The 14024-nt window shown below is 59.9% G+C and carries 10 protein-coding genes; 1 reads left to right on the forward strand and 9 read right to left on the reverse strand.

Annotation, left to right across the window (positions count from 1 at the left end; genetic code table 11):
* Positions 1-23: 23 nt before the first annotated feature.
* Positions 24-1934: an FG-GAP-like repeat-containing protein gene (locus tag VGL38_04820; protein HEY3294735.1), complete on the reverse strand. Its 1911-nt coding sequence runs from the start codon at positions 1932-1934 to the stop codon at positions 24-26.
* Positions 1935-2242: 308 nt separating this feature from the next.
* Between VGL38_04820 and VGL38_04825 the strand changes: the two genes are divergently transcribed.
* Positions 2243-4645, forward strand: coding sequence for a PAS domain-containing protein (locus tag VGL38_04825; GenBank protein ID HEY3294736.1), 2403 nt, complete (start codon positions 2243-2245; stop codon positions 4643-4645).
* A gap of 272 nt (positions 4646-4917) precedes the next feature.
* Here VGL38_04825 and flgB read toward each other — a convergent pair whose 3' ends face one another.
* The 8 genes from flgB to VGL38_04865 form a co-directional block, all read right to left on the reverse strand.
* Positions 4918-5352, reverse strand: a complete 435-nt coding sequence (gene flgB / locus VGL38_04830; protein HEY3294737.1) for a flagellar basal body rod protein FlgB — start codon at positions 5350-5352, stop codon at positions 4918-4920.
* Positions 5353-5549: 197 nt separating this feature from the next.
* The gene (locus VGL38_04835) at positions 5550-8618 is read right to left on the reverse strand and encodes a lamin tail domain-containing protein (GenBank protein ID HEY3294738.1); all 3069 of its coding nucleotides are present in this window, start codon (positions 8616-8618) and stop codon (positions 5550-5552) included.
* Between the two features lie 355 nt (positions 8619-8973).
* The gene (locus VGL38_04840; GenBank protein ID HEY3294739.1) at positions 8974-10143 is read right to left on the reverse strand and encodes a prephenate dehydrogenase/arogenate dehydrogenase family protein; all 1170 of its coding nucleotides are present in this window, start codon (positions 10141-10143) and stop codon (positions 8974-8976) included.
* Between the two features lie 8 nt (positions 10144-10151).
* Complete coding sequence (locus VGL38_04845) at positions 10152-11237, reverse strand: prephenate dehydrogenase/arogenate dehydrogenase family protein (GenBank protein ID HEY3294740.1); 1086 nt, start codon at positions 11235-11237, stop codon at positions 10152-10154.
* Between the two features lie 539 nt (positions 11238-11776).
* Entirely contained in the window at positions 11777-12259 is a 483-nt protein-coding gene (locus tag VGL38_04850; protein ID HEY3294741.1) for a hypothetical protein, read from the reverse strand.
* A 71-nt stretch (positions 12260-12330) separates the two neighbouring features.
* Positions 12331-12789 carry a hypothetical protein gene (locus VGL38_04855; GenBank protein ID HEY3294742.1) on the reverse strand — a complete coding sequence of 153 codons (459 nt, stop codon included), beginning with the start codon at positions 12787-12789 and terminating at the stop codon, positions 12331-12333.
* Positions 12790-12847: 58 nt separating this feature from the next.
* Complete coding sequence (locus VGL38_04860; GenBank protein ID HEY3294743.1) at positions 12848-13297, reverse strand: hypothetical protein; 450 nt, start codon at positions 13295-13297, stop codon at positions 12848-12850.
* Between the two features lie 149 nt (positions 13298-13446).
* A complete protein-coding gene (locus tag VGL38_04865; protein HEY3294744.1) occupies positions 13447-13908 on the reverse strand; it encodes a hypothetical protein in 462 nt (153 codons plus the stop codon).
* Positions 13909-14024: the final 116 nt, after the last annotated feature.

A 14024-nucleotide genomic window follows, 5' to 3' on the forward strand; every position in this document is an offset into this window, starting at 1 on the left:
GCACTATCCCGAAATTTGAATTCTCATTTAATCAGCAAAAGCTTCTGCGAGAAGGTCTCACCGCCCGCGCGCAGCGCCAGCAGGTACACACCGCTCGGCAAGTCGTCCGCATTCAGCGGCATCCGGTACGGACCAGCGGCCAGCGTCCCGGAAGAAAGTGTGCGCACGGCCCGGCCCGTGATATCGAACAGCGCAAGGTCCGCGTTGCCGGGCGCGGACAAATCAAAGGTCAGGGTCGTCCGTCCGTTGAACGGATTCGGATACACCGGATGCAGCGCCGTCTTCGCGGGAATCGCTCCGCGCGGCTCCGGCGCGTCCAGCACATAGGCAACCACCGCCACCGTGGCGATGCTGTCGGGGCACGCGTTGTTGCGCAACTCGAGGCTCCCGTAGTAGTCCCACGGTCCGCTGTTGGACGTATCCGGATGGATGTTCACCACGAACGAGAAGGGCTGCGACGGGGGAACCTGTGCCACAGCCGGCGACACGGACAGCCAGTCGTCATTGGCGTAGCGCCCATGCGCCGTAATCGAAATATCCAGCATGCCGTTGCCCGGATTCCTCACCGAGAGTACAAACGGCGTCAGAACGCCATTGTGCACGGCCACGTTCAGGGACGAAACATCCAGTTGCAGTAACGGCTGAGTCATTTCAATCGCTACCCGCGTGGTCTCGCCCCGCGCAATCTGAACGTTGTTCATCAGCGTATCCGTCCAGCAGGCGCCGGTCACACGCAAATCATAGGTTCCGGGGATGCCGGCAATGTGAAACCGTCCGGCATTGTCCGTCTGCGCCGATGTGCCCGTCTGTACGATTTGCACCAGAGCGCCGTTCACCGGCGAATTGTCCAGCAGCGACCGCACCGTGCCCGCCACCACCGCCGGAATGCCCAGCGTGTTGCGGTAAAGCAGCACCTGCGATCCCTGATAGTCCGCCGTCAGCACATCCGGATCCCCGTCCTGATCGAAGTCGCTGATGGTCAGCGCATACAGCGCCGATCCCTGAGGCATGGTGCGCAGCGTAAACGTGCCGTTGCCCGCATTTCGCCACCATTGCATCACACCGTTTTGTGCACAGGCCACGATGTCCGGGCGGCCATCCAAATCAAAATCCGCAACACCGATCCCGCGCGGATACCGCACCGTGCCGGAAAGATTGTGCTGTGTGAACACGGTCCCGCTGTGCTGCCACCAGGCAAACTGCGACTCCACAAACGGCGCCGCCACAATGTCCAGCGTACCGCTGCTGTCCAAGTCCGCCAGCGCCACGTCCGTGCACTCCGTGCCGAAGTCCAAATCGTGCCGCGTCCACGTGGAATCGTTCGCGCCGTGCTCGATCCAGAACACGGTCGAGTAGTTGCGGCAGCCGACAATATCCACGTCCCCGTCGCCGTCGAAATCGCCGAGTGCCAGATCAAAAGGATTGTTCGGCACATTGATGGCGGCAGCTTGCTCCAGCACTCCGTTGTGCTGTGTAAACATCCGGACCGTATTGCCCAACGATTCCGATGTCACCAGATCCGTGGTGCCGTCGTGGTTGATATCGCCGGCGCAGGCTCCATACGCGCCGTGGCAACCACCCATCAACGTGCTGGCCGCAAAGCGATTATCCGTTCCCTGCCCCGTGTTGGTCAGCAGTGCAAACCGGTCTTCACCGTACACGGCAACCACGATGTCCGGCCTGCCGTCACCGTTAAAATCCCCCACGGCCAAACCCCGCAGACCTACCGGCGAATAAAATGCGGCATGGGTCAAATTGTTGTTGGGAGTCGTCTCGATCCAAGCCAGTGTGCCATACGCGCCACTGGCCGCGACGTCCAAATCCCCATCGCCGTCAAAATCCGCAGCCGCTACTCCAAAAACGTGGCTGACGTCGTTCGTAATCACCGACTGGACAAAGCCCTGCGACCATGCCTGGCCCGCAACTGCGAGCATACACACGATGCAAAGTACCTTGATGCGACCCGTCCACCGTATCGTCATTGGCCGGCTACCCAATCGGCTATGTCTGTGAAATGCTGGTGTGATCTGATGGCACGGAGCGCCCGTGCAACTTGCCATACTCACGACTGTTGCGAAACGCCGCAGGCGGCAGAAATGGGCGTGACAAAGCATTCTCCAAGCAATGTAAGGTACATATTTTTTCTTACTTTGTCAAGCAATTGCAGGCCATTGCCGGACGGCATCGTATTTGCAAATTGGTCAGGAGAATAAGAAATGTTTACGCAAGTCTGAGAGGGGTTATGTCCCGTTTTTGGCGAGTCGTCTCCTGGATCAGCGGCGGTATTACCGTCGTCGCTGGTACGCTTCTGCTGATGGGAAGCCTGAAAAACTCCGGTTCACAGGCCGTCCACCTGCAACAGGCCCGGTTGGAAGCCCTTGCCCGGCTGTGGGAAGGCCGGATGGAAAATACGCGTCTGTTCTTTCATGACCAAATGGTCAGGTATAACGTTCTGGCCGCTCTCGATCATCCCGAGGATTGGTCTGATTGGCGCATACAGAACAAATTCGACGCGATCCGCAGCACATGGGCGAAAGAGGATGGAGTCCTGCGCGGTCTGGTGGTAATCACCGATGACGGGCAGCTTCATACCGTGGCCGGAGACACCGCTGGACTCGGCGAAGCGTCCGCCCTGCTCCGCCGTTCAGACAACGCGGATCTGGCTCTGCTTGGCTCTAAGAGTGGTCCCGCGAGCACACTGGTCCTGCAGTACAGCCCGGTCGCGCTGGACGATGGGCGGCATCCGGCTCATGTACTTGCCCTGATCGACGCGGCAACCATCTTGCCCACCGAAGGGGAACTCCCCGAGTCGTGGACCCTGCTGGCGACACCTGCCGACGCGCTCATGGCATCATCGTCTCCGCATTCGGCGGTCACGGTAAGCGCGGCCACGTGGCCGCTGCTGCTCGCCGAAAAATCCGGTGCGGTGCCGCAATCCGGTGGCGGGACCTTGTGTTTTGTCCGGCTGCATATTCCCGGCATGGAGCCGTTGCTCCTTGTGGAGGCGGTTGCCTCCCACAGCGCAGCGTCCACTCTGCTGCTGGCGGTACTGCTCGGCATTGGAACCGTGTCGCTGCTCGTCGCGTCGACTCGCCGCTCGCCGGAATCGGCATCGGGTCCGGCCGTGGCCAGCAAAGCCGTCGAAGAAGTCAGCTCCTCGGATCCCACCGGATTCCGTCAGATCTTCCAAACGGTCGCCGATCCCCTCTGTGTGCTCGACAACAGCGGCCAGTTCATCCGCGCCAACCGCACAGCCCAGGATTGGCTGCGCCTGAACAAAGGCAAGCCTGATCCGGAGATGACCGTGCTCACCGTTCAGTCCGAGATGACCGTGAATGACTATCTGTCCCGCGCCGTGGAAGACCCCGCCGCCATTTCCGGATTGTGCCGGTTTACCTGCGGAGAAGCCAGCGTGTTCGGCGTCATTACGGCCACTCGGCTCTCACGCGATGAAGATGGACGCGGCCCGGTGCTGATCCATTTTCATCCGCAGCCCGAGCAGCCGCGCGTCGCCGATGATCGCGCCTACATGCCGCCGCCCATCGTGCCCGCCGGTTTCGTTGCCGCCGGACATGATTCCCATTGTCCCTTCCCCGTACTGGCGGTCACTGCCGGCGGACTGATTACCAGCTTTAACGATGCCGCCCGGGCGACCTGCCCAAAACTCGAAGACACGCCGCTCCTCAGCGACGTCCTCGCCGGAGTCGACAGCCGGGACATTCCCTCCCTGCTGACATCGGAATCCAGTACAGCCTTCGAATCGCTGTTTGGTTCGGGACCACACGAATTCGAAATCGTGCATAACGGCAGCGAGATTCTGCTCTATGCTCACCGTCTCTCGGCATCCAAAAAACTCGAAGTGGAGTTGAAGCAGGCGCAGGAGAGTTTCTACACCATGTGCGCGCTCAGCCCCTCGCCGGTGCTGCTGGTGGATCCCCGCGACCACGTGATCCTTGAAGCCAATGCCGCCGCCGCCGATCTGTTCGGTTTTACGCCGGTGGATCTGCGCGGTCAGGCCATCGATTCGCTGGCCGCCGAACCTTACGATTTTGCCGCGGCCGATGAGCCGTTCGTCGCCGCGTCTACCACGGGCTACACCACCCGCTGCCTCCTCCACTATGAGCTGATCAAGATCGAAGGCATGCCCACACTGCTCGTGGTGCTGGAGCAGATGCAAAATCTCGTGGTGCCCGTCGAAGAGTCTCCCGTGCCCGAGGAACAGATTACGGAGGAACAACCTGTGGCTTCCACGCTGCCGCCTCAGATGCCTGTCGGTCCCGGCCTGCTGATTACCATGAACCCTACGGTGCGGGAAGTGGCGCGCCGCCTGCTCGAGAAAGTGGGACATCCCTGCGAAGTGTTTTCCAGCCTCGATGATGCCACGGTCTGGCTGATTACCCACAGTCTGAAGCCCGAACTCGCCGCCATCGATCTCACCGATTTCGATGACGCCGAAAACTGGATCGAAGACTTGCGCGCCCGCTGCGGCGATGTCCCCTGTGTCGCATTCACCGATGGCGGCGACTACCTCCTGCCCGACGGCGGCTCCAATGAATATCTCGTCAAGCCCTTCGATCTCGAATCGCTCATCGCGTCCCTGTCCACCCTGCACTTGGAAACATCCAACTGCGAGTCCTCGCAGTAAGAAATTTCGCGCCACCCAGAGACGATTGTCATCCTGCATCCGTCTTCGGATGCAGGATCTCTATGCAGCGGACCCAACCCACGCGGCATCCCAACCCTTCGCGGCGGCAGGGCTCTTGTGTCGTGGCCCTGCCCCGCCTTGCGAAACCGTCCCGTCGGCCATCGGGTTTCCCGGAGAACCACAAAAAAACGAACCACTTTCGTGGCTCGCATTGATGAGGTTTAAGGAGATGCTTCCGCACGGCTGGCCCGTGCTTATCGGTCAAGGGAGTTTTACTGGCCCTTAATCGCGGATTTGAGACTCGTGTAACGGCGCTTGAGCAGCTCGAGTGCGGTCATGTAGCGGAGCTGTGTTTCCGCCATCTGCGCCATTTCCACGTCAATATTCACCCCGTTCACACCGCTGCCTTCCGGATCCGGGGTCTCCTGCCGTGCCGTCGCCGACAGATCATTCAGGCTGCCCGCGCCATCCGTCGACATATGCCGGACGTCACTCGTACGAAGCCCACCCCCCTGCTCGCTGGCCAGCATGGTCTTCAATTCGCCCTCAAAGTCCACCGCCACCCGGCGATAGCCCGGCGTCTCCACGTTGGCAATGTTCTGCGTATGGGCGCGCTGCCGCATGGCCTGTGCATCCAGCGTCTTCTTGAGCACGACCGTCGACGTCGACTGACCGATCAAAAACCCTTCTACCAGATTGTCCGCCATAAGCCTCCCAAAACACGAGCCGATACAGGTTGCGATCTCACAACTGCAATCCCTATGCCGCGGGTCTATTCTATTGAGATTTCTGAACCGATCCTTCCACCTGACGGCAAACTCTGCCTCCGTTTACGGCGCAAAAGAGTGCCGCGCGGAGCAGGGCGCTCCGCGCGGCAGATTTTCGATTTGATGACCGCAGACGCTTACGGGCAGGACGGCCCACCGGCACGCACCACATAGAAGCGGCGCGTGGCCAGCGTACTGGCATCCGTGTACTGCGTAGTTCCGGTGACGGTTGTGAGCAGCGTGTAGCCGTTGGGGAAGATCGCTCCGCCGTCCGTCGAGGACCAGATCTCGTAGCAGTCGCACTGCTGGTTTACGCCCGGCTGCCAGCGCAGCAACACCCGGTTATTCACGCCATCCCGCAGCGCGGTAAACTGCACCGGCACTTCGCACTGGCCCGACGTGAACGGCGCAATTCGTCCGGTCACCAACTGATAGCCACCGCAATAGGGCGAACTGGCGTCGAACTGGCTGACGATCGCGTTGAACGTCACCGGCCCGGCGGGGATCAGCGTGCCCACCAGCGTGTCACAGGGAACCACGCGGAAGATCACGGTGTCCGTGCCTGACCACGCCAGATAGTTGCGGCCGCTCGTGCCCGCCGCGAACGTCGAATCGCCGCCGTACTGGAACGTCATGTTCTGAATACGGACATGGCGCGACTCGAACTGCTCTGCCGAGCAGTCATTTACCACCGTCGAAACCTGCGACGGCGAGACCGTTACCGGCAGCGGCAGCACATGATTTTGAGCCAGCAACGTAATAATCGGCTTCAGGTTGTTCGACGAGTCGATCTCCGTCAAGCCGCGATAGTTCTTCAGATAGCCTTCAAGCTGCACCAGATCACCAACCCGGAGGCGGCGTCCGCCGTTCTGCATCGTGTCGCGCACGGCGTTGCCGTAGATCATCACACCGCAGCCGTTCAGTTCGATGTACGCGTTGCGGCGGCAGGAATCTTCATAGGTCACCACGCCCGTAGTGATCACCCGGCGCAGGTCAAGCTGGGAGATGCCGAACTGATCCTGCTGGCGAATGTCACAGATCGTATACGGCGCCGCTTGCCCCTGCACCATGCAGATCGAAGCGTGCTGCGGCGTACCCTTGTCACCCAGATAAGCGCCCGCCCAGGATGTATCGGCGCGGCACCAGTTGGTGTCTACCGACGGGCTCCAGCTTAAGTCGCGAAGCTGCGCCGCACGGCCTTCGCTGAAGGGGAAGCTCGCCGTATAGGTCAGCGTCGCCGCAATCGTGCCGTTGGCATCCTTCACCGTCAATGAATCACCGGTGTTGTTCAGCGACAGACCCCAGCCCGACGTGCCGTACTGATAGGCGTAATCGTAAGGGACACCGCCGTTGGTGCCGCCGTCACCGTTGGAGCAGAACACAAAGTATTGACCGGGGTTGATCGTGTGATTGCCTTCGATGCTGTCGCACCCGGCGTTGTCACAGACCAGCCAGCCGTTCAGGTTCACGGACGTGTTGCCCGCATTGTAAATTTCGAACCATTCCCCAAGGCTGTCTTCCAGACCCGGCATGTTGGGATTGGCCATGAACTCGGTGAAGATAAAATTCGCCGGACGCGGAACCACGGAGAACGGAATCTGGCTGTTGGGCAGAATGGCGTTGCCCGCCAGGTCGCGCACGTTGTTGACCGTCAGCGTGTAGGTATTCGGCGTCAAGGCAGACGCGAACGTCAAGCGCACCACCGCCGTATTCGCCTGGCGCACCGCGCCTGTGGGCGTTCCCGCGCCGTTGTTCACGGAGTAGTTGGTGACCGTTTCCGACGTCGCCTGATCCACATCTTCCGAGAACGTCACATCGACCTGCGTCACCCCGGACGAAACTGCTGTCAACAGCGTCGGCGGAACGTTGTCCACCACACACGCCGTGTTAGCGGCTCCCGGAGTACAATGGCGGTACCGCCCGGCAGCCGCAAAGACGTTGGTCGAGATATGCCACGCCGAAGAATCCGGACTCCACACCGTGTTTTCGTCGCACTTTTCAATCGAATTGCCGGCGCCCGCCGCCGCCAGATCGGGATAGTTGGTGGTCAAAGAACCATCCACCAGCATGCCGCCCGTCGAATCGGTATACAGCGCGAGGTTATCGCCCGTATTGCCCAGCGCCCACGCGCCGAAATACTGCACGCACTGGATGTAGCCGGTCAGTCCCGGCGCCACGTCACGGCTCAAAACCGCGTAGCCGTGCGCTGGAATGGTGTTCCCCTGCGGAACCTGAATCGCGCCTTCCGCGCCTGTCGGCGGATAGGTCGGCGCGTCGGTCAGAATCCATCCCGAAATATTGATCGCACCCGCGGTGCGGTTGTGCAGCTCTACCCATTCGATGTCCGTGGAAGCCGTGTCGTCATACATGATCTCGTTGATCACGACGTCACCCGCGTTGATCGTCCCGTTGATGGCAAAACCGCCCGTCGCGTTGGACGCGGGATTGCCCGAAAGATCGGCGACGCCGTTCACCGTCAGCACATAGCTGTTGCTGGCCAGATTGTTGAACGTCAGATGCACCAGCGCGGTATTCGTGTTATCCCGCGTAGCCGTCAACGGATGCCCTACACTGTGATCCACGGTGTAGTTGGCAATCGCCTGCGATGTGGTCAGATCGACCGGCTCGCTGAAGAGTACGTTGATGGCCGTCGTGCTGACCACCGTAATCCCCGCGATGCTCGGCGGCGTGGTATCCACTCCGACTGCAGTCACCGAGAAATCATCCAGTGCTACGTTGCCGACAACCTTGACTTCATAAATGAACTTAAAAGATACATCCTGCGCCCCGCGGAACGGTGCGGCCAGCGGGATGACCACCTCAGCGTAAGAACCATTGCGAATATCCGCCCCCGTGCCGAAGGAACAGTTACGGATCTCCACCCAGCCGTTCGTACCCTGCTGAGCGTAGATCTTAAAGGTGCCGGTCGTGCTGGTGCTGTTGCCTTTCAGCCACACCTTCATCGTGTCCGGGTTGTCAATCGTCGGCGAAATGGTGTGGTCACCGGTCGCGTCGATCTTGACGCTGTTCGGCGCATCGTGTCCCGTCGTATATCCCGCACACCCGTCAAGTGTCCAGTCCAAGGTATCCGTCGGCCAGGTAAGAAATGCCTGAGAATACGGCGCATCGTGAAGCCCTGCCCACGCGGCTCCGGCACCGGCCAGCATGATCATGCTGAGCCACAACACTAATCGGAAACTCTTCATAGTAGATTCCTTGTACTTATTCATGGTGAACGATATATACACGGGGATGGTCGGTAAGCGTCGAATCCTTGCAGGGATTTCTCCCTGTACAATCCCTAATATACTAATCAAAACTGTCATTTCTGTAAGGGAATCGCCAATTTGCCGTTAAGACTTATCCACAGATCTCACCCGTCCGCAGTCCTAACCCATTGAGCGGCTTGCTCATGTGTTTAGGGATAAAATGTCTTATGGCGAACCGAGAGGCACACCGCTTTTCGGCCCATTGTTGCCCATTTTTGTCCCATATGGAGCGGGTATGAAAAAAGGGGCACATGGCCCCTTCGTTCGGTAGACAATCGGACGGTAGAAAGCGCTAATCCTTCAGCCGCGCCGTGTAGCCGCCTTCAACGAGGATCTCAATCGCCCGGCGGGCATCGGCCCGCGATTCCAGCACCACTTTCAAAATGCCGCCGCGCCGTTCCCGGATGTAAATCACGTTGATATCCCGAATGCCGATCTCATGCGCCGCGAGCAGTCCCGCAATGCGCGCCAGCGTTCCCGGACGGTCCGCCACGGTCACCACCAGTTCGCAGTTGGCGTCCCAGTCACCGGGGCGTTCGCGGGCCAGTTTGCGCTGAAAGGCGTGGGCGTGCTGCCAGAGGTCGGCGAACTTGCCTTCCTGCAAATCCTTCATCGTGCCGTCCAGCATCTCGCGGAATTCCTTCATGGCCGCTTCCAGTTCCCGCTGGTTGGAGCGCACGACGCCTTCCCACACTCCCAGCGGCAGCGCCGCCATGCTGGTCATGCTCTGAAAATTCCCCGTCGCCAGTTTGGCAAGCACCGGAATTTCCCCGCTGTTTTGCGCCACCCAGTTGGAGAGCGACAGCGCGATCATCAGCGGCACGTGCGTTACCATGGCGGCGATCTTGTCATGGGTCTCTGCATCCATCGCCTGCGGATAGGCTCCCAGCATCCGCACCCACCACATCAGCGTATCACGGCACACCTGCATCGTATCGGCGTCGGGCGTCAAGAGCCAGAAGGCATCATCGAACAGATTCGCGTCCGCATTCGCCACACCCTGCCGGCTGCTTCCCGCCAGCGGATGGCCGCCGATATAGCGCCCGACGGCGTTCTCGGTCTCCCGCGCCAATTTGGCCAGTTCCACTTTCACGGGAGCCGTATCCGTAACCACCGCCCCGGGTTTTGCGGTTTTGAGAATCGTGGGCAGCAGCTTAATCGTCTCTTCGATCGGCGTACTCAGCACGATAAGATCGGCGTCCATCACGGCTTCGGACAGATCCCCTACGCCGCGGTCAATCGCGCCGCGCTCCAGCGCTTCGTCCAGCACATTCGGCTGGTCGTGGCCGACGATGATTCCGGTATATCCCATCGCCTTCATCTTCAGGCCGATGGAGCCGCCGATCACCCCCACGCCGATCAGCGCCGTGTGGCTGAACTCGGTCGCCACCAGTTCCAGCGGATCGGGCAAAGTTGCCGTTTCCACCGATGCGGACATTTTCTGCTCGGTCTTGTCTGCCACGGTAGTCTCTACGCTAATAGTTCGACATTTATTCCGGCGTGACGCAGCATCGTCAAGGCGCGGTTTCTCTCATCTGAGGACTTCAGACTCAGCCGATAGGTTCCCGGCTCGGCATCTTCCATTCGTTCCAGCGCACCGATGGTGATGCGCGCCTTGGCCATCATTTCCGACGCCTTCTCCAGCACCTTCATGTCCTGCCCGGCCACCAGCACCAGGTCGGCTTTAGTGTCGGCAGGCCCGCTAAGGTTCAGGGCAAATCCCGAAAGTTCGATCAACGCGTCCAGTTCCCGCTCGAGGGTCCCGTTTCTGATGGAGTCCTTGATGCGCTTCAAATGGTCCAGCAGCGAGTCGATCCCTTGCAGCACCAGTTCGCGGTTCGCGGCCATATCCTGCACCCAGTCCGATTTCCGCAGTGCGGCCAGATCCTGGATCTCATCAAGCATTCGCTGCCCGAGCATCTCCGGCTGGATCTTCAGACCCGCATTGTCGTTCATCATGGACTGGATAATGGCAACCATTGCCGTCTTGGGCACCTGACTCAGAACGGCCAGCAGGCGGTCGTGCGCTTGCGGACTCATGGCGACCACATTCGCACCCATCCGCTTGGTCACATCCTGCAATGTCGAGAACGCTTCGAGGTCATCTTTGCCGCGCGGCGTCAGAATCACCGTCTTGTTCTCGAAGAAGAACCGGTTGGACTCCGATGCGTCGCCGTCGCTGCTCGTGTCGCCCAGCAGGCGAAACCCCACATAGTGGACATCCGAGCGCTGGCGGCTTTCAAAAAGCTCCTTGACATCGCCCTTGACACGCGTCATCTCGGAGATCGTCGCTCCGTCATCGGCATGCTCGAGCACAGCAGCGAGCTGGCTGCACGAGTGGCCGCTCTGCGACGAGAGCATGACAAGATCCGCCCCCACCATGGCCTTGGCGAGATCTTGCGTGCCATCCTGAATCAGCCCGAGCTTCCAGCACTCGCTGATGATCGCCGGTTCGGCGACGCCGACAATGGAGCCGCGGAAGCCGATACGCTTCAGCCCGAGCGCAAAGCTTCCAACGACGCGATCAAATCCCACCAGACAAACTTTTCGGTACATTCCCATACGGCAACACCTCTCTACACTTTATCCAAGCCGTATGTAGCAAACGCCGCGCCAGAGCGGGTCTTTTCCCATCGGCTAATATAGAAAAATCCTCAGCAATTCGCAATGCTTTGCACGTGGATTAGCCGAAAATCAAGCAGCAGAACGGAGGGAGCTTGAATCAATGAACGAAATACGAGAAACGACACCCTCGGCCTCGACCCACTTTGCATAAGATAGATCAGCATGTGAGGAGAGAAGCGAGCTTGGCGGCGGCCTTACGCTTCGCGGCGGCAGGCCTCTTGAGACTTAGGCCTGCCCCGCTTGGCAATAACTGCGAAAAGCAACCCCCCGCCACTACAGGCGGCAATTGCCTGCCCCAAACATCTGAACAGACGTTCCGCCGAGATTTTGCCGGGCAAGGCAGAGGCACGTTGGGGGATAGGACAGGCCGAAAACAAGCGAGGGTTCTCCGGCAGTGAGAACCCTCGCTTGTCAATTAGCAGCCGGGCACGGCGGCGGCACACCAGCCGCGCCCGGACCTGCTCCGCAGATCACTGATAACAGGGCCGTGCGCTGAGTGCGCGTATGCATCCACCGGCCACGCAGTCATCCCTGCATTGTCCGCAATCGGGCTGATTGGGGCAGGGTTCAAGGCATACTTGCAGGGTATAGCGTTCCCCGGCTCTGAGATTGACGGTGCAGGTGTTATTGCAGTCCCGGTTCACGCAGTCCCGGCTGCTGCATACCGCCACCGGCTGAGTGCCGGACGGAGAATAGATCGCCGCACAAGACATACAGCCAAAGCAGTTCGTACTGGACTGGCAGGCCGTCCACACATCGAACGCATACGTTCCGGACACCTCCACGGTGAACGTCGCTGACGTGCAACTGGTAGGAGTGATGAACGTAGGCGGACACGTGAGACGCTCGCAGCCGCGGTCGATCACGGTGACGACGGGATTCGGCGGCTGAGCCCAAACAGTCATGGGCAGAACCAGCGCCAATGTCAGTAACAAACCAATGACGACTCTCATTTCACACCTCTTCGTTTGTGAGATACACCGGCGGCATCTCGCTTTCCGCATCTGACGCCGCCTATACCCGATTAATTGCAGGGCGGCGACGCCGCGGGCCGGACGCAGCCTCCGGCGACACACCCGTTCGCGCAGGCCGTGCAATCGCGCTCATTCGGACAAGGTTCCAGACACACCTGGAACGTATAGATGACTCCGGCCTGCAGATTGACCCGGCACGTGTTGTTGCAGTCGCGATTGCTGCATCCGGTGGTCGCGCAGGTGATCAGGGGAACAACGGTCGTGCCCCAGATCGTCGCACAGGACATGCAGTGCCAGCACTCGGTAGCGCAGGCCGTCCACGTGTCCATCTCGTAGGTCCCCGTCACAGGAACAGTAAAGGTCGATACCTTGCACAGATTGGACGGGCTGGTGGGCGGACAGGGCAGAATATCGCATCCGGTGTCCTTTAAGGCGATAATGGGTTGCGCCGTGCCTGCCAGGGGCAGCAGCAGCGCGAGAGCGAAAAGCACATACAGAATGGATTTCATAGTTCACCTCCTGTTTCGTGTACTCTCTTCTCCTTGCGAACAACGCTCAACTCGACACTTAGTAGCAAGGTGGCGTTGTGGGCGGCCGTACACAGCCCCAGGCTTGGCAACGCTCGTCGCACGGAGTGGTGCCGGTCACGCACTGCAGCAGGCATACGTCGATCGTGTAGGTTCCAGCCGGCAGGCTCACGCGGCAGCTCTCATTGCAGTCACTGCCGGGACATCCGACGCTGCACTTGTAGAGCTGGGCACCCGTCATGCTGTGAATGGTCACGCACGACACGCAGCTCTGGCATGGGGTGTTAGGACAGCGGATCCACGAGTCGATGACATAGTCCCCCGTGACGGGCACGGTAAATGTGGCGGACGTGCAACCTGCAAACCCATCGGGCGGACAGGTCATGCTCGAAGTCGGACGCGTGTCGCTGAGCGTGATCAGCGGCTGTGCCGACGCGATGGCCGGCAGCATCAGGGCAACGGCCAGCAAAGCCAAAAAGAAATTTTTCATTCTACACCTCCGGTTTGGATTCTACTCTTTCCGTTCATGATTCTGCATCCCAACGGGGACGCGTCAGTAACAGGTGGGGTTGGTGACGACCTCCCCGAATTGTTCCCGGACAAAAACGGCGTCCGCCGCTGTTACGCGGCGGATGTAGGTCAGTAGCAGGGCCTGATGGTGTTCGGGTACCGCACACAGGCGTTGGCCGTACAGTCGCGACACGGGCTGCAATCAGCCGCTCCCGTGGGACAGGGCTCCAGGCAGACTCCGATAATGTAGGTCTGGCCGGCTGCAAGCCGCACAGTGCAGGTGTTGCCGCAGTTCGCGCTTCCACAGCCGCCGCCGCAGGTGGCTATGGGGACCCGCGACCCATCCGCGAGGTAGATGGCGGTGCAGGCATAGCAGCTACGACAGTCATGATCGGGACACACCACCCATGCGTCCAGAGCGTACTCCCCCGTGGTGGGAACAGTGAAGCTCGCCGATGTGCATCCGGTGGCATTGAGCGGCGGGCAATCCCCCAGTGTACAGCCTTTGTCGCTCACCGAGACGATTTGCGCCATACTGAAAGTGGGCAGAGCCAGCAGTATCGCCAGCGCCAAAACAAGAACGACTTTCATCACAGACCTCCTTGTTGATAAACGGCCCCCTCCCCATTGTCAAATGTTGTCGGACCCAGACTTCATGGCTTAAATATACCGCCCCACACAAGAGATGTCAATATGCCTTTATTTAT

Source organism: bacterium (assembly GCA_036504735.1).
Classification (GTDB): domain Bacteria; phylum Electryoneota; class RPQS01; order RPQS01; family RPQS01; genus DASXUQ01.

Excerpts from the sequence above, each read along its gene's own strand:
- VGL38_04835 (HEY3294738.1), bottom strand. The coding sequence starts at position 8,618 with ATGAAGAGTTTCCGATTAGTGTTGTGGCTCAGCATGATCATGCTGGCC.
- flgB (HEY3294737.1), bottom strand. The coding sequence starts at position 5,352 with ATGGCGGACAATCTGGTAGAAGGGTTTTTGATCGGTCAGTCGACGTCG.
- VGL38_04845 (HEY3294740.1), bottom strand. The coding sequence starts at position 11,237 with ATGTACCGAAAAGTTTGTCTGGTGGGATTTGATCGCGTCGTTGGAAGC.
- VGL38_04860 (HEY3294743.1), bottom strand. The coding sequence starts at position 13,297 with ATGAAAAATTTCTTTTTGGCTTTGCTGGCCGTTGCCCTGATGCTGCCG.
- VGL38_04850 (HEY3294741.1), bottom strand. The coding sequence starts at position 12,259 with ATGAGAGTCGTCATTGGTTTGTTACTGACATTGGCGCTGGTTCTGCCC.
- VGL38_04855 (HEY3294742.1), bottom strand. The coding sequence starts at position 12,789 with ATGAAATCCATTCTGTATGTGCTTTTCGCTCTCGCGCTGCTGCTGCCC.
- VGL38_04825 (HEY3294736.1), top strand. The coding sequence starts at position 2,243 with ATGTCCCGTTTTTGGCGAGTCGTCTCCTGGATCAGCGGCGGTATTACC.
- VGL38_04865 (HEY3294744.1), bottom strand. The coding sequence starts at position 13,908 with ATGAAAGTCGTTCTTGTTTTGGCGCTGGCGATACTGCTGGCTCTGCCC.
- VGL38_04820 (HEY3294735.1), bottom strand. The coding sequence starts at position 1,934 with ATGCTCGCAGTTGCGGGCCAGGCATGGTCGCAGGGCTTTGTCCAGTCG.